Raw genomic sequence first — 20,092 nt, forward strand, 5'->3', positions numbered from 1 at the left:
AACAGGATGACGGAGCAGCAGATGACTGCGGCGACAATACAAAGAAACAGGCCGTCGGGCTTCAGGATCAGCAAGCGTGTGCTGCCTTACCTCCTCAGCCTGCCGGCCCTGCTGGTCTGCATCGGAATCCTGATCCCGTTCCTGACCTCGGTGGTCTATTCGTTCCAGCGCTACCGGTTGAGCCAACCCTGGGCGCGGCAGTTCAACTGGGGCGACAACTATATCTCCTTCTTCACCGACCCGAAGTTCTGGAACACGCTGGAGATTTCGCTGCTCTACGCCGGCATCACCGTCGTGCTCGAACTGCTTCTCGGTCTCGGCATCGCCATGCTGCTGCAGAAGCGCTCGACGTTAAACAACTTCATCTCGATCATGCTGTTGATGCCGCTGATGACGGCGCCGGCGCTCGCCGCGCTGATGTGGAAGCTGATGACCAATCCCGGCTTCGGTGTGCTCAGCTATCTCGCTAGCCTGATCGGGCTGCAGGATTTCCGCTGGGCCTCGTCTCCGTCGACGGCATTGCTCACCGTCGTCCTTGTCGACATCTGGGTCTACACGCCTTTCATCATGATCCTGCTGCTTGCCGGACTGCGCAGCCTGCCGACGCAGCCCTTCGAGGCGGCCGCACTCGACGGCGTGCCGCGCAGCTTCGTCTTCTTCCGCATCACCCTGCCGATGCTGACCCCCTATATCCTGACAGCGACGCTGTTCCGCCTGCTCGATTCAATCCAGCAGTTCGACATCATCTACGCCATGACCCAAGGCGGGCCGGGCGATACGCTGACCGTCTTCCAGGTGGAGGCCTATCTCAACTTCTTCCAGTCGACCAATGTCGGCCGCTCGGCAGCACTGATGATCATCCTGTGGGCGATCACCTATTTTCTCTCGAACATTTTCATCAAGAACTGGCTGCGGCTGCGCGAACGCGCCCGCGGCCATGCATAGGAGGCTGGCATGGAACACACCTCCCTTCTCGAACGCATCCTGCGTGGCATAGCCCTGGCGCTGGTCGTGATCTTCTTCATGTTCCCGATCGTCTGGATCCTGATGATGTCGTTCCAGACCAACGAGACAATCCTGCGGATCCCGCCGCAGCTTGTCTTCGAGCCGACGCTCGCCAACTACACCGCCTTGATCACAGGCAAGCTGATGACGGCTGCCGGCACGCTCGACATCGCCTTCATGCGCAATCTCTGGAATTCCGTCTTCCTGTCGGTCACCTCGGTTGCCGTCGCGCTGCTGCTCGGCGTTCCCGCAGCCTATGCCTTTGCCCGGCACAAATTCCGTGGCTCGGAGGACATCGCCTTCACGCTGCTGTCGTTCCGGTTCGCGCCGGCGCTGCTGGTGCTTTTGCCGCTCACTCTCTATTTCCAGAAGCTCGGGCTGGCCAACACCTATATCGGGCTGATCTGGGTCTACCAGCTGATCTGCCTGCCGCTGATCCTGTGGATCGTGCGCGGCTATTTCGAGGATATTCCGGCCGACATCGAATACGCCTACCGCATCGCCGGCCATTCCTGGTTTGCCACCTTCCGCAAGATCGCGCTGCCGCTCGCCGGGCCGGGCATTGCCGCTGCCGGCCTGCTCGCCTTCATCTTCGCCTGGAACAATTTCGTCTTTGCGCTGGTGCTCGCTTCGGCCGACAAGCAGCCGGTGACGGTCGGCGCCCTGGCTTTCATCACCTCCTCCGGCATTCAGTACGGCCAGATCTCAGCCGCGATCGTGCTGTCGATCACGCCGACGCTCGCGCTCGCGCTTTATGCGCAGCGCTATCTCGTCGAAGGCCTGTCGCTTGGCGCGGTGAAAGGATAGTCCGATGGCAAGCCTCGAACTGCGAAACATCGTCAAGCGCTACAAAAGCCAGACCGTTCTCGACAATCTGTCGCTGACCGTCGCCGACGGCGAAACGCTGGTCCTGTTCGGGCCGTCCGGCGCCGGCAAGACGGTGCTATTGCGGCTGGTCGCCGGCGTCATCGACCCCGACGAGGGAAAGATCCTCATCGGCGGCGAGGACATGACCGACGTCGACGCCGAGTTCCGCGGCGTCGGCATGGCGTTCCAGAACTTCGCGCTGTTCCCGCATATGACGGCGTTCGACAACATCGCCACGCCGTTGCAGGCGAAGCATTCGTCGCAGGGCGCGATCAAGGCCGGCGTCGAGAGCGTCGGCAAGCTGTTGAAGATCGGCCATGTGCTCAGCCACAAGCCGCGGGCGCTGTCCAACGGCCAGAAGCAGCGCACCGCGCTTGCCCGCGCCCTGGTCGGCTCGCCGCCGCTTCTGCTGCTCGACGATCCCTTGCGCAACGTCGATGCCAAATTGCGCTTCGAAATGCGGCTCGAACTGCCAAGACTGCTCGCCGATCGTGGCGCAACCGTTGTCTACGTCACCCAGGACTACAAGGAAGCGATGGCGCTTGGCGATCGCATCGCAGTGATGTCGCAAGGCGTCGTGAAACAGCTCGGCACGCCCGAACAGATCTATCGCGAGCCGGCCAACGTCGAGATCGCCCGACTGTTCGGCGACCCGACCATCAACCTGCTCGACGTCAAGCCGTCCCGGGATGCCAAGGGCGTCTATGTCGGCCTGTCCAATGTCCAGGTCCATCTGGCCGGCGCGCATGAGGCGGCGGTCGGCCGTGACTGCGTGATAGGCTTGCGGCCGGAGGCGCTGGCCTTTGTTGACGAAGGCACGTCCGGCGCCATCCCGGTGACGGTCGAGGCCGAGACGCCGCTCAACGAGAAGATCGTCACCCTGGTGCGCACCGTGCGCGGCCGTGAAATCCTGGTTTCGCGTCCGTCCGGGATACCGGGTCAATCCGAGGGTAGGGCGCATATCGCTGTCGACAGCAAAAGCGCCCTGCTGTTCGATCGTGCAAGCGGCGAGCGCATCGGCTCGAAAAATGTCGTCAATTTGCGCAGTGGAGAAGCGGCATGAGCTCGAGCGCAATCACCATTTCGGGCGTCGACAAGTTCTACGGTCCGATCGACCGCGGCGTGCACGCAGTCAAGAACCTGACGATGGAAATCGCCAAGGGCGAGATCGTGGCACTGCTCGGCTCATCCGGCTGCGGCAAGACCTCGACATTGCGCATGATCGCAGGCTTCGAAGAAGTCTCGCGCGGCACAATCTCGGTTGCCGGCCGCAAGGTGCACACGTTGCCGCCGGTCAAGCGCAACGTCGCGATGGCCTTCGAGGGCTATTCGCTCTACCCGCCGCTGACCGTGCGCGAGAACATGGCCTTCGCCCTCAAGGCTGCCAGGCTGGCTAAGAGCGCGGTCGATGCAAAGGTTGCTCATATCGCCAAGCTGCTTGAGATCGAGGACATTCTCGAGCGCTATCCGAGCTCGATCTCCGGCGGCCAGCAGCAGCGCGCCAGCCTCGGCCGGGCGCTGATCCGCGAAGCCAACCTGCACCTGCTGGACGAGCCGATGGGCCAACTCGAGCCGCAGCTTCGCGCTGTGCTGCGCGGCCGCATCAAGCACTTCATCAAGGAGCGCGGCCTGACCGCGATCCTGGTCACCCACGACCAGACGGAGGCCAATGCGCTGGCCGACCGTATCGCCGTTATGGAAGGCGGCGTGCTGCAGCAGTTCGATACGCCTGACAGGATCAAGGAGCGGCCGGCAAACCTGTTCACCGGCACCTTCGTTGGCGAGCCGCCAATGAATGTCTTCGAAGCCTATGTCGGCACGACTGACGGCAAGATCAGTCTCAAGCTGCCCGACGGGCTTTCGCTCGACTACGACAAGGATGCCTTCAGCGGCCCGGTTCGCGACGAATTGCTCAACCGGCAGCGCGTCGTCATCGGCGTCAGGCCTTATGCTGTCCGCCGCTCCAAGGACGGCGTGCCGGCCACGGTTTCGGCCAATCAATGGCTCGGCGATCAGACCCATATCGCCGCCGATTTCGCCGGCGGTTCGCTGGTTCTGGTCGAGCATGACCGGACCCGCCTGGAGCTCGGGGCGCCGATCAAGGTCAGCATCGATCCAAAAAACCTGCACGTCTTCGATCAGGCGAGCGGTGACGCCATATCGCATGGCACGGAGCTTGCCTGATGCGGGATGTGCTGATCGGCGTCGACGCCGGCACGTCTGTCATCAAATCCGTCGCCTTCGACACGGCGGGCAGGCAGATCGCGGCCGCCTCGCTGCCCAACAAGTACGAGACACTGCCGGGCGGCGGCGCCGAGCAGGACCTGACACGCACCTGGGCCGATACCGCGACGACCTTGCGCGAGCTTGCCAACAAGGTGCCGGATCTCGCCAGCCGGACCATTGCCATCGCCGTGACCGGGCAGGGCGACGGCACCTGGCTGATCGACAAGGATGGTGAGCCGGTGGCCAAGGGCTGGCTGTGGCTCGACGCGCGCGCTGCAGCGGTCGTAGAGGAGATCCGCGCGCGGCCCGAGGACCGGCTGCGCTTCGAAAAGACCGGCAGCGGGCTCGCTGCCTGCCAGCAGGGATCGCAGTTCGTCTTCATGAAGCGCCACATGCCCGCGATGCTTGCCAATGCAGCGACGGCCTTCCACTGCAAGGACTGGCTCTATTTCAAATTGACGGGCCAACGCGCCACCGACCCGTCCGAGGGCACCTTTACCTTCGGCGACTTCCGCACGCGCGGCTATTCAGATGATGTGCTCGAGGTACTCGGAGTCACCGATCTCCGGCATCTGCTGCCGCCCATCGTCGATGGCACCAGGCAAAGCACCTCGCTGTCGGCGGCAGCAGCCAAAGCGACCGGTCTGCTCGCCGGCACACCGGTCGTTCTGGCCTATGTCGATGTCGCCTGCACGGCGCTTGGCGCCGGCCTGTTCGATCGCGAGCGCAAGCCGGGATGCTCGATCATTGGCTCCACCGGAATGCATATGCGGCTTGCCGAAACGCCGGAGGAGGTTCTGCTCAACGAGGCTGCAACCGGCTACACGATGACGATGCCGGCGCCGGGCGTCTTTGCGCAGATGCAGTCGAACATGGCGGCAACGCTCAATATTGACTGGGTCCTTGGCCTCGCCTCCGGCATTCTCGCCTCGCAAGGTATCACACGGACCAACGGCGAGATGATCGCGCTGGTCGACCAGTGGATATCGTCGTCCGAGCCAGGCTCGTTGCTCTACCAGCCTTATGTCTCGGAGGCCGGCGAGCGCGGCCCGTTCGTCGATGCCAATGCCCGGGCCGGCTTCATCGGCATTTCATCCAGGCACGGCTATGCCGACATGGTTCGTGCGGTGTTCGAGGGACTGGCTTTCGCGGCACGCGATTGCTACGCCGCCATGGGGCCGCTGCCCAAGGAAATCCGCCTGACCGGCGGAGCGGCCAGGAGCCCGGCGCTGCGCAATATCCTGGGTGCTGCGATCGGCGCCGACATTCGCACCAGCGAGCGCGAGGAGGCCGGTGCGGCGGGCGCCGCAATGATTGCTGCGGTCTGCGTCGGCCAATACGCATCGATGGACGATTGCGTCAGTGAATGGGTCACACCTTTGCTCCGTGCGGCCGAGCCCAGCGACCGAAAACTTGCCGCTGCCTATGAGGCGATGACTCCGTCCTACACATTGGCGCACGAGGCGCTGCGGCCGGTCTGGCGTTCGCTGGCCGCGTCCAGGCAAACCGACGTGAATTGAGAAGAGCATGCCCAAGAAAATTGCGATCATCGGCGACCGCTTCATGCTTCCGGACGTGTTTCGCGAGAAAATCGAGGCGGCCTGCGGCGACAATCTCGACATCCGCACCGTTGAGACCGCTTGGCCCGACGAGCCGATGCAATTCGGCAATGCGGCGCTCGGCCTCGACAAGGTCAAGGAGTATTTCGGCGATCCGGACGAGGTGGTCGATTTTATCGGCGATGCCGAAATTTTTGTTACCCAGCTTGCGCCGCTCTCCGAAGCCATGATGCAGCGCCTGCCCACACTCAAGTTGGTTGCGGTGTCGCGCGGCGGGCCGATCAACATCGACATGGCTGCCGCCAAGGCCCATGGCATCACGGTGGTCAATGTGCCCGGCCGCAACGCCAGCGCGGTGGCCGAGTTCACCATCGGCGCCATTCTCGCCGAAACGCGGCTGATCCGCGTCGGCCACGAAGCCTTGCGCAAGGGCGAGTGGCGCGGCGATCTCTACCGCGCCGACCGCACCGGCCGCGAGCTCAACGAAATGACCGTTGGCGTCATCGGCTATGGCAATATCGGCACCAGGCTGGTTCGGCTGCTGCGTGCTTTCGGCTGTCGCATCCTGGTCTGCGATCCCTATGTGCAGTTGAGCGTCGAGGACCGCAATGCCGGCGTCGAGCTGGTAGCGCTGGACGGTCTGCTGTCGCGCTCCGATGTGGTCACGCTGCATTCCCGGGTCACCGAAGAGACGCGCGGCCTCATCGGCAAGGACGCTATTGCCCGGATGAAGCCAGGCGTAATCTTCGTCAATACCGCGCGCGGACCGCTGGTCGACTACGATGCACTCTACGAGGCGCTCGTCTCGGGACAGATCGGCAGTGCCATGTTGGAGACGTTCGCCGTCGAGCCGGTGCCTGCCGACTGGCCCTTGCTGCAGCTGCCGAACGTGACACTGACGCCGCATATCGCCGGCGCGTCGGTGCGCACGGTGACTTATGCGGCCGAGCAGGCGGCCGAGGAAGTGCGCCGCTTCATCGCCGGTCTGCCTCCGGTCAATCCATGCTGACGACAGGGCATCGAGCGAGATGAACGGCGAAACCGAAATCGTCGACCTCTTCGTCATCGGCGGTGGCGTCAATGGCGCCGGAATCGCGCGCGATGCGGCGGGCCGTGGCCTGTCGGTCATTCTCTGCGAAAAAGACGATCTCGCCGAGGGCACCAGTTCGCGATCAGGAAAGCTCGTTCATGGCGGTTTGCGCTATCTCGAATATTACGAGTTCCGCCTGGTGCGGGAGGCGCTGATCGAGCGCGAGGTGCTGCTCGAATCCGCGCCGCACATCATCTGGCCTATGCGCTTCGTGCTGCCGCACAGCCCCGATGACCGGCCGGCCTGGCTGGTCCGGCTCGGCCTGTTCCTCTACGATCATCTTGGCGGCCGCAAGCGGCTGCCGGCCACCCGCACGCTGGACCTGCGCACCGCACCCGAAGGCGCGCCGATCAAGGACGCCTTCAAGCGCGGCTTCGAATATTCCGACTGCTGGGTCGACGACGCCCGCCTGGTCGTCATCAACGCGCTCGACGCCGCGGAGCGTGGGGCCAGGATATTCACCCGCACCGCCTGCATTGCCGCCCGTCGCGAAAACGGCCTGTGGTCGGTGGAGATGCGCGACGGTCGAACCGGCGTCAGGACCACAGTCCGGGCACGGGCGCTGATCAACGCCGGCGGTCCCTGGGTCAACGACATCGTCAACCGCGTGGCCGGCCAGAACTCCAAGCGGAACGTGCGTCTGGTCAAGGGCAGCCACATTGTCGTGCCAAAATTCTGGGAAGGGCGACAGGCCTATCTCGTCCAAAACAGCGACAAGCGCGTGATCTTCATCAATCCCTACCAGGACGATCTGGCGCTGATCGGCACCACCGACATCCCCTATGACGGGCGGCCGGAAGACGTGACCGCGGATGCCGGCGAGATCGATTATCTGATCAAGGTGGTCAACCGCTACTTCAAGCGCCAGCTTGCGCGCAGCGACGTCGTTCATTCGTTTTCCGGCGTCAGGCCGCTCTATGACGACAATGCCGACAATCCGAGTGCGGTGACCCGCGATTATATTTTCGAACTCGACGCTTCGGCAGGGCAGGCGCCGCTGCTTTCCGTCTTCGGCGGCAAGATCACCACCTTCCGCAAATTGGCCGAGCACGCGCTGGACCGCATCGCCCCATTCTTTCCGAAGATGGGCAAGCCGTGGACCTCGAAAGGGCATCTGCCGGGCGGCGATATCGCCAATGCCGATTTCGAGCAGTTCCTCGGTGACCTCGGCCACGAATATCCCTGGATGCCTGCCTCCCTGATCAAGCATTATGGCCGGCTCTATGGCACAAGGACGCGTGATCTGGTCGGCGCGGCCGGTTCGCTCGCCGAACTGGGCCGGCGATTCGGCAAGGATCTTTTCGAGCGCGAAGCCAACTACCTGCTCGAGCACGAATGGGCCGAGACCGCGGCCGATATTCTCGAACGACGCACCAAGCACGGCCTGCATCTGTCCGCCGCGGAAAGAGAAGCGTTCGAGGACTGGTGTTCGAATCGGCTGGCGAAGGCCGGCTGATGGCCTTTACGCTGACCCTCAACACCAATCCGCTGGTCAACCGTTTTGCCGAACCGGACGACCTGATCGATACGATCGCCTACGACATCGGCATCCGCGACGTGCAGCTCACGCATGAGTTCATCAATCCCGGCTGGCCGGCGGCAACGATCGCCAAATTCACCCGCCTGTTCCGCTCCGCTCTCAATCGCACCGGGGTGCGCGTGACCTCGGCGATGACCGGCCCTTACGGCCGGCTCAATCATTTCGGCCATCCCGATGCCGACGTGCGGCGCTACTACGTCGACTGGTTCAAGACCTTTGCCGAAATTTCGGCCGAGCTCGGCGCCGGCGGCATGGGTACGCAGTTCGCGATCTTCACCCACCGGGATTACGACGATCCTGAACGTCGCGCGCGGCTTTTCGACATCGCGCTGGCGTGCTGGCGTGAGGTTGCCGAGCATGCCCGGGCCGCCGGCTTGATCTACCTGTTCTGGGAGCCGATGTCGGTCGGCCGCGAGTTCGGCCATACGATCGAGAGCTGCCGGACGCTGCAGCGCGAGATCGATGCCGCCGGCATGGCGATCCCGCTCAACATGATGGTCGACATCGACCATGGCGACGTGACGTCGAGCAATCCGGACGACATCGACCCTTATGCCTGGGCCGAAGCCTTTCCAAAGCAATCGCCGATCATCCACGTCAAGCAGTCGTCGATGAACAAGGGTGGCCATTGGCCGTTCATTGCCGCCCACAACAAGGACGGCCGCATCACGCCGGAAAAGCTGCTGGAGACGGTTCGCCGTGGCGGCGGCGTCGACAACGAGATCTGCCTCGAATTGTCGTTCCGCGAGCGCGAGCCCGTCGACCACCAGGTCATCGCCATGATCCGCGAGTCGGTCGACTATTGGGCGCCCTTCATCGAGACCGGCAGGGCCGATCTTTTGCCGCGAGCATGATGGATGAGCAGGAGCCGATCCGGCCCCTGCTCATCCAGAACACATCAGCCGAATTTAGGGTCGAGGCTGCCGGATTTATAGCGCCTGGCCATTTCCGATAGCGGCAGCGGCTTGATCTTCGGCGCGTTGCCAGCGGTGCCGAATTGCTCGAAACGCTCCTTGCAGAGCTTTCGCATGGCGGCCATCGCCGGCGTCAGATATTTGCGCGGGTCGAATTCGCTCGGGTTCTCGGTCAGCACCTTGCGAATGGCGCCGGTCAGCGCCATGCGGTTGTCGGTATCGATGTTGATCTTGCGCACGCCGTGCTTGATGCCGCGCTGGATCTCCTCGACCGGCACCCCCCATGTCGGCTTCATCTGGCCGCCATATTTGTTGATGATCTCCTGCAGCTCTTCCGGCACCGAGGACGAGCCGTGCATGACGAGATGCATGCTCGGCAGGCGGCGGTGAATTTCCTCGATGACGTTCATGGCGAGCACAGCGCCGTCGGGCTTGCGGCTGAACTTGTAGGCGCCGTGGCTGGTGCCCATGGCGACGGCGAGCGCATCGACACGGGTGTCGCGCACGAATTGTTCGGCCTGCACGGGATCGGTCAGTAGCTGGTCGTGGCTGATGACGCCCTCGACGCCATGGCCGTCCTCCTGCTCGCCGCCGCCCATCTCCAGCGATCCGAGAACGCCGATCTCGCCTTCCACCGAGACGCCGCCCCAATGCGCCATGTCGACGACGCGGCGGGTGATGCCGGAATTATAGGCGTAGTCGGCCGGTGTCTTGCCGTCTTCCTTCAGCGATCCGTCCATCATCACCGACGTGAAGCCGTGCTGGATCGCGGTGACGCAGGTCGCTTCGTTGTTGCCATGGTCGAGATGCATGCAGACCGGGATATCGGGATGGATTTCGACCAGCGCGTCGATCAGCTTGGCCAGCACCACGTCGTTGGCGTAGGCTCGCGCACCGCGGCTCGCCTGCAGGATAACCGGCGATTTGGTCTCCTCGGCTGCCTCCATGATGGCGAGGCCCTGTTCCATATTGTTCATGTTGAAGGCAGGCACGCCATAGCCGTATTCGGCGGCATGATCGAGCAATTGTCTCAGTGTGATGCGAGCCACTCAGTAGTCTCCCGTATCCGGTTTCGAGCCAGTGTTTGCGGGCTGTTCGGTTGTCGTCGAGCCCCTGATGCTTCTGGCCGGATTTCCGCGGCACCGCAACCGCTGGGCGCTCGGCCGGCAGCAATTCTTGTTACAGCACGCGACCAGAAGCGTCATGATATCCCATAGAGATATAACATTATCACAAAAAATTTGGTGGCTTGTGCGACGTTTGCTGTTATATCTCGGAACCGGGGTCTACGAGGAAGCCGCGGAAATGAAGAGCGACGGCCGTCGGCAAGGCATCATGGATTTTCTGATGGACATCGGCACCGCCAGTGTCGACGATCTTGCCTCACGCTTCGGCGTGTCGAAGATGACCGTCCACCGCGACCTCGACGAGCTCGAGGAAAGCGGCTTCCTGCGCAAGGTGCGCGGCGGCGCCTCGATCCAGCCGAGCAGCCTTTTCGAGAGCGATTTCCGTTACCGCCAGAGATTGGCTGGCGACGAGAAAAAGCGCATCGCCGTCGCCGCCGTGAGGATGATCGAACCGGGCCAGACGGTGATCATCGACGACGGCTCGACCGCGGGCGGCGTTGCTCGGCACCTTGCCGATCTGCGTCCGCTGACGGTGATCTCGAACAACCTGGCTGTCATCCAGGATTTGGCGGGCGTTGCCGGCATCAACCTGATTGCGCTTGGCGGCCAATACAGCAAGAAGTTCCACGGCTTCTTCGGCCTGCTCGCCGAAGACACGCTGAAATCTTTGCGCGCAGATGTCGCCTTCCTGTCTTCATCGGCCATCCATGGTGCCTCTGCCTTTCACCAAGATCAGGAAGTGGTCCAGACCAAACGGCTGATGATGGCCGCAGCAGCGCGCAAATATCTGCTGGCCGATCACGGCAAGTTTGGCCGCACCGCCTTGCACTTCCTCACCGATCTCAAGGCCTTCGACATGGTCTTCACCGGCCGCGAGCCGCAGCCGCAGATGCGCGCCGCACTGGATGGCGCTGGCGTTTCGCTGACGGTGATCGCAGAGTAGGAGGGCGCGTATGGTTTATTGGGTCGGCACCAGCTGGAAAATGAACAAGACGCTCGCCGAGGCGATGGCTTTCGCCGAGGCGCTGGCGGAGTTCGTCCCCGGTTTCGACGAGCGCATTCAGCCTTTCGTCGTCCCGCCCTTCACCGCGATCCGCGAGGTCAAGAAAGCGCTGTCGCCGACACGCACCAAGGTCGGCGCGCAGAACATGCATTGGGCCGACGCCGGTGCCTGGACCGGCGAGATCTCGCCGGTAATGCTGAAAGACTGCGAACTTGATATGGTAGAGTTGGGCCATAGCGAACGGCGCGAGCATTTCGGCGAGACCGACAAGGCTGTCGGGCTGAAGACTGCAGCGGCGGTGAAGCACGGTCTCGTGCCACTCATCTGCGTCGGCGAGACCTTGGCTCAACGCAACAGCGGGCAGGCCGCTGCGGTACTGGCCCTGCAGGTGCACGGCGCACTGCAGTTTCTCGAAGGGGCGGCGAAGGCGGCGACGATCCTGTTTGCCTATGAGCCGGTCTGGGCGATCGGCGACAAGGGTGTGCCGGCCAGTTCGGATTATGCCGACAGGCAGCAGGCGCTGATCAAGAAAATCGCCCGCGACCTGCTGCCCGTGGTGCCACCGGTGCTTTATGGCGGCAGCGTCAATCCGCAAAATGCCGCCGAATTGGTCGGCCAGCCCAATATAGACGGCTTGTTCATCGGCCGTTCCGCCTGGCAGGCGGAAGGCTATATCGACATCCTCAAACGCGCCTCGGCGGCGATCTGAAGCATCGAACAGGAAGGAAACCGAACATGAAAATAGCCATTGGAGCCGACAGCGCCGGCAAGCCGCTGCTCGACGTCATTGCCGCTCACCTCGCCACCAAGCCCGGCCTCACGGTTAGCGACCTCAGCCAGGCCGGCTACTATGCCGACCTGTCGCAGAAGCTCGCCCAGACCATCCTGGACGGCGAGAACGATCGCGGCATCCTGTTTTGCGGCACCGGCATCGGTGTATCCATTTCCGCCAACAAGGTCCCCGGCATTCGCGCCGCACTCACCCACGACACCTATTCGGCAGAGCGCGCGGCGAAATCCAACAACGCCCAGATCATCACCATGGGCGCGCGCGTCATCGGCCCGGAACTGGCCAAGTCGATCGTCGACGCCTGGCTCGCATCGGAATTCGATGAGAGGGGACCATCGGCCGGCAATGTCCAGGCCATCGACAGGCTCGACGCAGCGAAGCGGGGCTAAGCCAGACTGTTCCGCATCGCCCTGACGATCGTCACGGCCGACGCGGCGCCAGGATCGACGTGGCCGAGCGAGCGCTCGCCGAGACGCGAAGAGCGGCCCTTGGTGGCGATCATGTCCTTGGTCGCCTCGGCGCCGCTTTCGGCCGCGGCAAGGGCCGCATCCAGGCTCTCGGACAGGCTCTTGCCGGCTTCCTGTGCGACACCCGCTGCCTGCGCTGCCGGCAGCCAGGCGTCGACCATGGTTTTTTCGCCGAGCTCGGCCTTGCCGCGATCCTGGATTCCTTGCGCCATCGCGCGGAACATGGCGATGACGTCAGCGTCCTCCAGAATTGCCTTGCCTTTCACGGCGGCGGCACCGCGCATGAAGGCGGTCGCATAGAGCGGGCCCGACGAGGCGCCGACTGCGTTGAGAAACGACTTTGCCGCGGTGTTGAGCAATGCCGTCGGCTCGGTCGACGCATCGATCTGGTCCAGCGCGTCGCGCACAGCGCCGAAGCCTAGTGCCATGGCGATGCCATGGTCGGCGTCGCCGATGATGCCGTCGAGCCGGCAGAGCCTGTCCTTGTCGGCGTCGATCGCCGCGGCGATCGCATCGAACATTCTTTTCAATTTGGCCGTATCGGTGGATTTCATGATGCTCTCTCAGCCGGCGCGGAACATGGCGCAGTCGCAGGGATGGTCGAGCATCGCCTGCAATTCGCCGTCGAGATGCATCAGCGTCACCGAGGCGCCGGCCATTTCGAGCGACGTGCAATAATTGCCGACCCAGGTCGCGTGGACGGAAACGCCGATGTCGTCGAGCCTCTGCTTGACGCGCCGATTCATGATGTAAAGCTCCATCAACGGCGTTGAGCCGAGCGAATTGACGAGCACGGCGACCTTATCGCCGCGCGCCGGCGCCATCTCGTCGAGGACCTTGTCCAGCATTTCGTCGGTGATCTCGTCGGCGGTTTTCAACTTTCCACGCGCGGTGCCGGGCTCGCCGTGGATGCCCATGCCGATCTCCATCTCGTCCGGGCCGATCTCGAAATTGGGCCGGCGGGTCTGCGGCAGCGAGCAGGGCGACAGCGCCACGCCCATCGTGAAGGTGTGATCGTTGGCCTTCCTGGCGATACGCTCGCATTCATCGAATGACAGCATCTGGTCGCATGCGGCACCGGCGGCCTTGAAAATGAAGAAATTTCCGGCGACGCCGCGCCGCTTCTGCCTCTGGTCGCGTGGCGCCGAGGCGACGTCGTCGGTGGTCAGCACGGTGCGCACTTCGATGTCGTCCATCGCCGCCATCTCTGCGGCCATGTCGAAGTTCATCACGTCGCCGGCATAGTTGCCGTACATGAACAGCACGCCGGCGCCGCCGCTGGCCGCCTTGGCGCATTCGAGGATCGGGTCCGGCGGCGGCGAGGCGAAGACATTGCCGATTGCGGCGGCGTCGGCCAGCCCCTTGCCGACGAAGCCGAGGAAGGTCGGCTCGTGGCCGGAGCCACCGCCGATGACGAGGCCGACCTTGCCGGGGCGTGGGCCGTCGCGGGCGATGATGGAGCGCGGACTTCCCTCCGCACTTTTGAGATGGCGCGGATGCGCAGCCAGGATGCCCTCCAGCATCTCGTCGACGGAGCGGTTACCGTCATTGATGATCTTCTTGGTCTGCACCGGCATCCTCCTTGGTTTTCGTGAGATACTACAGCGCCTTACCGGGATTTCCACCCGCGACGGAGATTTCATGCCGCGATGCGTTCGCGTGCCGCCAGCAGTTGCACGCAGGCACTGGCCGCCTCTTTGCCCTTGACCTTGAAATGCTCAAAGAAGAAGCGGTGATGGTCCGCACTGTCATAGTAGTTGTGCGGCGTCAGCACCGCCGAAAGCACGGGCACGCCAGTCGACAATTGCACGTTCATCATGCCGTCGATGACAGCGCCCGCCACGAATTCATGGCGGTAGATGCCGCCATTGACGACAAACGCCGCGCCGAGGATCGCCGCATAGCGACCGGTCTGGGCCAAGGTCTTTGCATGCAGGGGAATCTCATAGGCACCCGGCACGTCGAAGACATCGACGGCAAAGCGTTTCTCCCCGAGAACCGCCAGTCCGCCTCGAACGCTGCAACGCATTGGTCGACGATGTCGGCGTGCCAGCGCGCCCGAATGACGGCAACGCGGATCGTTTCATAGTTTTTCCGGGAATGCTGATTCATGGGTCCATCCTTCCGTTTCGAACCAGAATCAGGACGCACGATATGGAATCCGAACCGCGAAAGCGGACCGTCTTCCATTCGTTCTCTTCCATCCGGACTTTGACCGTCGGCTCCGGAATCACACCGGATCTGCTGACCCTTCCGATCATCTGGAAGGCGCTCGCGGGCTTGGGCCGAAACCCTTCACCGCCGGTGGGGACTTTCACCCCGCCCTGAGAACATTGACGGCAGATGTATGGGAGGGCAGGGCTGTACTGTCAATCGCGGCGCCGACCGCGGATCATCCGCGCTCGGGAAACATCGTCTTCAGGCCTTCGCGCGAGGCCGTAGCGACACCGCGTTCGGTGATCAAACCGGTGACCAGCCGCGCCGGCGTCACGTCGAAGGCCGGATTGGCCGCCGGCGTGGCTTCCGGCGACACGCGGACCTGGGCGATCTCGCCGGACGCGGTCTTGCCCCAGACCAGCGAGACCTCGTCGGGCGAGCGCTGTTCGATCGGGATTTCGGCCAGCCCGTCGCCCACGGTCCAGTCGATCGTCGGCGACGGCAGCGCGACATAGAACGGCACGTCGTTGTCGGCGGCGGCCAGTGCCTTGAGATAGGTACCGATCTTGTTGCACACATCGCCGTCGGCGGTGGTCCTGTCGGTGCCGACGACGACCATGTCGATCTGGCCACGCTGCATCAGATGGCCGCCGGCGTTGTCGACAATGAGCGTATGCGGCACGCCGTGGCCGGCCATCTCCCAGGCGGTCAATTGGGCACCCTGGTTGCGGGGTCGCGTTTCATCGACATAGACATGGACTGGAATGCCGGCTTCCGTCGCCAGATAGATCGGCGCGGTGGCGGTGCCGTAGTCGACGGTGGCCAGCCAGCCGGCATTGCAGTGGGTCAGGATGTTGACTGGTTCGCCTGGCTGCTTGCGCGCCGCGATCGCCTTGATGATTTCGAGCCCATGGGCGCCGATGGCGCGGTTGAGGCCGACATCCTCGTCGGCGATCTCGCCGGCACGCCGATACGCAGCCGCGGCACGTTCTGCCAGGGGAAGCGTCAGCAGGAAGCGCTGCATTTCGTTCAGCGCCCAGCGCAAATTGATCGCCGTCGGGCGCGTTTCGTGCAAGGTTGCCCAGACGGCGTCGAGTGCTGCATCCGACGGGTCGTCGGCCATCTGCATGGCGACGCCATAGGCCGCGGTGACGCCGATCAGCGGCGCCCCGCGCACCCACATGTCGCGGATTGCCGTGGCGATGCCGGCGACGGTATCGATCTTTTCGATGCGGAACTCATGCGGCAGCCAGCGCTGGTCGATGATCTCCACCGAACGCCCGTCGTCACTCGGCCAGATAGTGCGGTAGTGGCGGTCGCCGACGTTCAAATTCTGCTCTCCCGTTCGATCAGCGCGGCCAACCGGTTGACCTCGTCGATGCTGTGGATCTGGCGCCGGTTGACGGCAACGTGACGGCCGAATTTCAGCGCCTTTGCCTCACATCTGGCGCGCAGATCAGGATCGGCAATGGTCTCGAAATCAGCATTATGGGCAAGGCCGAGAATGCGCCGGTGAACCTCGACGCCGGCAAAGCCGAGCAGATCGGTCCAGATCGACTGCAGCATGTGGTCGAGCGCCTGCTCGGCGCTAAGCCTGTCGCCCTGATCCTCGAACAGGCTCTTCTGGTAGAGCATGCCGGTACGCTCGGTTCGCCACAGATGCGAGAACTCGACGCGGAATACCGACCATGTCTCGACCGTAACGCCGAGCAGATAGTCGCGCATGGCATCGCGGCTTCCGCCCTGTTCATGGCCGCGCTGCGAGAAGAACGCCATCCAGAAATTGGCGAGCAGCATGCCAACGTCGAAGGCGATCGGGCCGTAGAAGGCGAATTCGGGGTCGATCATCCGCGTTTCGGCGTCGGTGACCATGATCGAGCCGGAATGCAGGTCGCCATGCAGCAGCGTCTCGGCATTGGCAGCGAAGATGTGCTTCATCCGCTGCGCCTCGACCTTGAGGTCGCGGTCGGCACGCAGCTCGGCGACAATGCCGTCGAGCTGCGGACTGGTGTGGCGGTTCATCTTGGCATCGAAATACGGATCCGAGAAAACCAGGTTCTCGGTGATGTCGCATAGTTCGACATTGTCGGCGAACAGCGCCAGATCGGCCTTGCGGTCCCTGGTCGCCATATGCAGGTCGGAGCCGCGAAACAACGTGCGGGCCATGAACAAGCCGATATCTTTCGCGATGTTGGGCAATTGCCGGCCCTCGATCAGCGCCCGCCGCAGGATGATGTGCGGCGACAGATACTCCATGATGATCAGCGCCTGACTTTCGTCGAAGTGGTAGATGGCCGGCACCGAACCCGGCGCCCGTGCCTGTTGCCGCGTCAGCGCATGGTATTCGAAGAAGGAGCGTTTTAACGGCAGCGGCCAGCTGTCGCCGACCAGCCGGACGTAGGGCAGGGCCTGCTTGACGACGGCCGCACCCTCAGCACCTTCGACGATGAACACAAGGTTCAGATTGCCGTCGCCGACTTCACGAACCTTCCACTGGCTCGTATCCTTGCCGATCTGCGAACACAGGGCCTCGTTGGCACCGAGACGGCCCGCCAGTGTCTCGACCGACAGTGCTTCGAACGGCGATTTCCCAGTCATCCTCACCTCCCGCTTATGTGCTCCGATGATAGCGGAGCCATGGCGGCCGGGCCAAGCTAGGAAGCCTTCTGGCAATTGTCAATCGTGTTGACAATTGCCGATATAGCCCATAGCGTCACGGTCAGGGAGGAACGAATGGGCAATGATGCCGTGTTCCGCGTCGATGGCCTGAGGAAATCCTTTGGCCATATCGAGGTGCTTGGCGGCGTCTCGCTCGAATTGCATGCCGGCGAAGTGACCGTGCTGATGGGCGCCAACGGCGCCGGCAAATCCACCCTCGTCAAGATCATCAGCGGCGTTTACGACCATGGCGGCGGCTCGATGTCGCTTGCCGGGCATGAGTTCGACCCGAAAACGCCGGCGGAGGCGATCCGCGCCGGCGTCGTTACCGTCCACCAGAACATCAATGACGGTGTCGTCGCCGACCTCGACGTCGCCACCAATCTTACCCTCGATAGGTTGAGCGGCAGCGGCGTGCCGACCCTGTTCAATCCAGGCCGGGTGCGTCGCGAGGCAAAGGCGGTGGCCGACCGCATGGGACTGGCCATCGACCTCAAGGCCCGGATCAGCGATCTCTCTCTGGCCGACCGCCAGATGGTGGCGATCGCCCGCGCCATGGCGCACCGGCCGAAAGTGCTGATCCTCGACGAGCCGACCTCCTCGCTGTCCAGCGCCGAAGCCGACCGGCTGTTCGCATTGCTCGACCGGCTCCGCCAGCAAGGCGTGGCGATCCTCTACATCTCGCACCGTATGTCGGATATCAGACGGCTTGCCGATCGCATCATTTCAATGCGCGATGGGGTTATCTCAGGTATCTTCGACAAGAAGCCGCTGGATTACGAAGGTGCGGTCAACGCCATGCTCGGCCGTAAGATCCAGCTCGAGCGGATCGTCGCCAGGAATTCGGCCAAGGCAATTTTCACTGCCGATGCGTTGCGGATTGCTGAAGGCGCCAGGCCGATTTGGCTGACCCTCGGCGACGGCGAGGTCGTCGCCATCACCGGCCTCGTCGGTGTCGGCAAGACCGCACTCGCCGAGACGCTGTTCGGTTTGCGCAAGCCGCTGTCCGGGACCATGGTGCTGAACGGGAAACCCTATGCGCCGGCGTCGACCGGCGAAGCGATTGCCGCCGGCGTGTTTCTCGTCGCCAAGGACCGTGGCGAAAACGGCATCGTCGGCGACTTCAACATCCAGGAAAACATCAGCCTGCCGTTTCACAGTCGCATGTCGCGTCTCGGTGTTCTCAAACGCCGTATCGAACGCGCTGTTGCCCGCCAGCAGATCCAGGAGTTGGGCATCGTCTGCCGCTCCGAGAGGGACGAGATGGCGTCGCTTTCCGGTGGCAATCAGCAGAAGGTGATGGTCGCCCGCTGGATGTCGCAGGCGGCAAGGCTTTTCATCCTCGACGAGCCGTTTCAAGGTGTGGACATCTCGGCCAGACGCGATATCGCCGCAAAGCTGCGGGCGAGCGCCCACGGCCGCGCGACGCTGCTGTTCGTCACCGAACTCGACGAAGCCCTGGAGACGGCCGATCGCATCCTGGTGATGTCGGAGCAGACGATCGTCGGCGAGCACCGCAATACCGATGTCGATCTCGAGCGGCTATTGGCCGAAGTGGCGGGCGGGCCGTTGCACAGCGCAGCCTGACAGCGGGAAGACGATGAGAATTGGAATGGAGAGGGTATGAATTCGGGTCGGATAAAGACGGTGCCAGCGTGCGGGAGCGCTGAATGATCCTGCGCGACCATGCTATTCGCTACGGCTTCATCGTTCTGTTGTTCGGGCTGATCGCCTATTTCGCCGTCGCCGCCGATGGTTTCGTCTCGCCGCAAAGCGCCGTCTTCATCTTCCAGTCGGTCGCCATCACCGGCGTTCTGGCGCTCGGCGTCACCGCCACGCTGGTCGTCGGCGGCTTCGACCTGTCGATCGGCTCGGTCGCCACCAGCGCCATGATGGCGGCTGCCTACGTCATGGTGGTGCTGGAACAGAACGCCGTCGTGGCGGTCGTCGTCTGCCTTGTGATCGGCGCCGTCGTCGGCCTCATCAATGGCTGGCTGATCGTCTATATGCGGGTGCCGGACCTTTTGGCGACGCTCGGCATGATGTTCCTGCTTGTCGGCCTGCAGCGCATACCTACCGAGGGCCGCTCGATCGCCACCGGCATGACCATGCCCGACGGCTCGGTTGCCAACGGCAGCTTCGGCGCAGCGTTCCTGGCACTTGGGCGTCACCGCTTCGACTTCTTCATCCCGAACCTCATCCCGGTGTCGGTCGTCGTCCTGCTCGTGCTGGCCGTACTGATCTGGTTCTTTCTAGAATACACACGTTTCGGGCGCATGATGTATGCGGTCGGCAGCAACGAACGCGCCGCCGAACTCGCCGGCGCCCCTGTCAAGGCATACAAAATCTGGGCCTACGTTATATCAGGGGTTTTTGCCTCGATCGGCGGCATTTTGCTCGCCGCCCGGCTTGGACGCGGCGACATCGCCTCGGGTAATAATCTGTTGCTCGACGCGGTGGCCGCGGCACTCATCGGTTACGCGGTTCTCGGCGCCGCCAAGCCGAACGCCTTCGGCACCGCCGTCGGCGCGGTGTTTGTCGGCGTGTTGCTGCAGGGCCTGACGATGATGAACGCGCCTTACTACACGCAGGATTTCGTCAAGGGCGTGGTTCTCGTGGTCGCCCTTGTCTTTACCTTCGCCCTGTCCGGCAGGGGCAGGAGATAGGGTTCGACCGGGTCACATTTTGG

At 63.2% G+C, this 20,092-nt stretch carries 18 protein-coding genes, 1 pseudogene and 1 riboswitch; of the genes and pseudogenes, 13 read left to right on the top strand and 6 right to left on the bottom strand.

Going from position 1 to position 20,092, the window contains the following annotated elements; all coding sequences use genetic code 11:
- The first annotated feature begins 21 nt into the window (after positions 1-21).
- From NKH83_RS12315 to NKH83_RS12350, 8 genes are read left to right on the top strand one after another with little or no spacing between them, the layout of a single operon-like run.
- Entirely contained in the window at positions 22-945 is a 924-nt protein-coding gene (locus NKH83_RS12315; protein ID WP_254818724.1) for a carbohydrate ABC transporter permease, read from the top strand.
- Positions 946-954: 9 nt separating this feature from the next.
- Positions 955-1,812 carry a carbohydrate ABC transporter permease gene (locus tag NKH83_RS12320; RefSeq protein ID WP_023676025.1) on the top strand — a complete coding sequence of 286 codons (858 nt, stop codon included), beginning with the start codon at positions 955-957 and terminating at the stop codon, positions 1,810-1,812.
- A 4-nt stretch (positions 1,813-1,816) separates the two neighbouring features.
- The gene (locus NKH83_RS12325) at positions 1,817-2,935 is read left to right on the top strand and encodes an ABC transporter ATP-binding protein (protein WP_352476539.1); all 1,119 of its coding nucleotides are present in this window, start codon (positions 1,817-1,819) and stop codon (positions 2,933-2,935) included.
- Positions 2,932-4,056 carry an ABC transporter ATP-binding protein gene (locus NKH83_RS12330; RefSeq protein ID WP_352804614.1) on the top strand — a complete coding sequence of 375 codons (1,125 nt, stop codon included), beginning with the start codon at positions 2,932-2,934 and terminating at the stop codon, positions 4,054-4,056. The genes NKH83_RS12325 and NKH83_RS12330 overlap by 4 nt, the downstream gene beginning before the upstream one ends.
- Positions 4,056-5,618, top strand: coding sequence for an FGGY-family carbohydrate kinase (locus NKH83_RS12335; protein WP_352804617.1), 1,563 nt, complete (start codon positions 4,056-4,058; stop codon positions 5,616-5,618). Before NKH83_RS12330 ends, NKH83_RS12335 begins: the two co-directional genes overlap by 1 nt.
- A 7-nt stretch (positions 5,619-5,625) precedes the next feature.
- Complete coding sequence (locus NKH83_RS12340) at positions 5,626-6,666, top strand: 2-hydroxyacid dehydrogenase (protein ID WP_352804619.1); 1,041 nt, start codon at positions 5,626-5,628, stop codon at positions 6,664-6,666.
- A 19-nt stretch (positions 6,667-6,685) separates the two neighbouring features.
- Positions 6,686-8,203, top strand: coding sequence for a glycerol-3-phosphate dehydrogenase (locus NKH83_RS12345; RefSeq protein ID WP_352804622.1), 1,518 nt, complete (start codon positions 6,686-6,688; stop codon positions 8,201-8,203).
- Positions 8,203-9,141, top strand: a complete 939-nt coding sequence (locus NKH83_RS12350) for a sugar phosphate isomerase/epimerase family protein (RefSeq protein ID WP_352804764.1) — start codon at positions 8,203-8,205, stop codon at positions 9,139-9,141. Before NKH83_RS12345 ends, NKH83_RS12350 begins: the two co-directional genes overlap by 1 nt.
- A gap of 44 nt (positions 9,142-9,185) precedes the next feature.
- Here the strand turns inward: NKH83_RS12350 and fba are convergent, their stop codons facing one another.
- Entirely contained in the window at positions 9,186-10,250 is a 1,065-nt protein-coding gene (fba, locus tag NKH83_RS12355; protein WP_352701790.1) for a class II fructose-bisphosphate aldolase, read from the bottom strand.
- Positions 10,251-10,506: 256 nt separating this feature from the next.
- On the opposite strand from fba, the gene NKH83_RS12360 reads away from it, so the two are divergent.
- From NKH83_RS12360 to derI, 3 genes are read left to right on the top strand one after another with little or no spacing between them, the layout of a single operon-like run.
- Positions 10,507-11,271, top strand: coding sequence for a DeoR/GlpR family DNA-binding transcription regulator (locus NKH83_RS12360; RefSeq protein ID WP_352505332.1), 765 nt, complete (start codon positions 10,507-10,509; stop codon positions 11,269-11,271).
- 10 nt (positions 11,272-11,281) lie between these two features.
- Complete coding sequence (locus NKH83_RS12365; RefSeq protein WP_352804625.1) at positions 11,282-12,040, top strand: triose-phosphate isomerase; 759 nt, start codon at positions 11,282-11,284, stop codon at positions 12,038-12,040.
- Positions 12,041-12,066: 26 nt separating this feature from the next.
- Complete coding sequence (gene derI, locus NKH83_RS12370; protein WP_352804628.1) at positions 12,067-12,510, top strand: D-erythrulose-4-phosphate isomerase; 444 nt, start codon at positions 12,067-12,069, stop codon at positions 12,508-12,510.
- On the opposite strand, the gene dhaL is transcribed toward derI, so the two are convergent.
- From dhaL to mtnK, 5 genes and pseudogenes are all read right to left on the bottom strand, one after another.
- A complete protein-coding gene (gene dhaL / locus NKH83_RS12375) occupies positions 12,507-13,142 on the bottom strand; it encodes a dihydroxyacetone kinase subunit DhaL (RefSeq protein WP_352804631.1) in 636 nt (211 codons plus the stop codon). The two genes, derI and dhaL, sit on opposite strands and share 4 nt — an antisense overlap.
- 9 nt (positions 13,143-13,151) lie before the next feature.
- Complete coding sequence (locus NKH83_RS12380) at positions 13,152-14,159, bottom strand: dihydroxyacetone kinase subunit DhaK (protein WP_352804634.1); 1,008 nt, start codon at positions 14,157-14,159, stop codon at positions 13,152-13,154.
- Positions 14,160-14,227: 68 nt separating this feature from the next.
- Positions 14,228-14,700, bottom strand: a pseudogene (locus NKH83_RS12385) (6,7-dimethyl-8-ribityllumazine synthase).
- 76 nt (positions 14,701-14,776) lie between these two features.
- Positions 14,777-14,924, bottom strand: a riboswitch (FMN riboswitch).
- Between the two features lie 56 nt (positions 14,925-14,980).
- Complete coding sequence (gene mtnA / locus NKH83_RS12390) at positions 14,981-16,075, bottom strand: S-methyl-5-thioribose-1-phosphate isomerase (RefSeq protein ID WP_352505326.1); 1,095 nt, start codon at positions 16,073-16,075, stop codon at positions 14,981-14,983.
- Positions 16,072-17,343: an S-methyl-5-thioribose kinase gene (mtnK, locus tag NKH83_RS12395; RefSeq protein ID WP_352804637.1), complete on the bottom strand. Its 1,272-nt coding sequence runs from the start codon at positions 17,341-17,343 to the stop codon at positions 16,072-16,074. Before mtnK ends, mtnA begins: the two co-directional genes overlap by 4 nt.
- Positions 17,344-17,478: 135 nt before the next feature.
- Here mtnK and NKH83_RS12400 point away from each other — a divergent pair, with 135 nt between their 5' ends.
- Positions 17,479-18,990, top strand: coding sequence for a sugar ABC transporter ATP-binding protein (locus NKH83_RS12400; protein WP_352804640.1), 1,512 nt, complete (start codon positions 17,479-17,481; stop codon positions 18,988-18,990).
- 83 nt (positions 18,991-19,073) lie between these two features.
- Positions 19,074-20,069 carry an ABC transporter permease gene (locus tag NKH83_RS12405; RefSeq protein ID WP_352476556.1) on the top strand — a complete coding sequence of 332 codons (996 nt, stop codon included), beginning with the start codon at positions 19,074-19,076 and terminating at the stop codon, positions 20,067-20,069.
- Positions 20,070-20,092: the final 23 nt, after the last annotated feature.

Origin of the sequence: Mesorhizobium sp. M0909 (genome assembly GCF_040319515.1) — a bacterium.
Classification (GTDB): Bacteria; Pseudomonadota; Alphaproteobacteria; order Rhizobiales; family Rhizobiaceae; genus Mesorhizobium.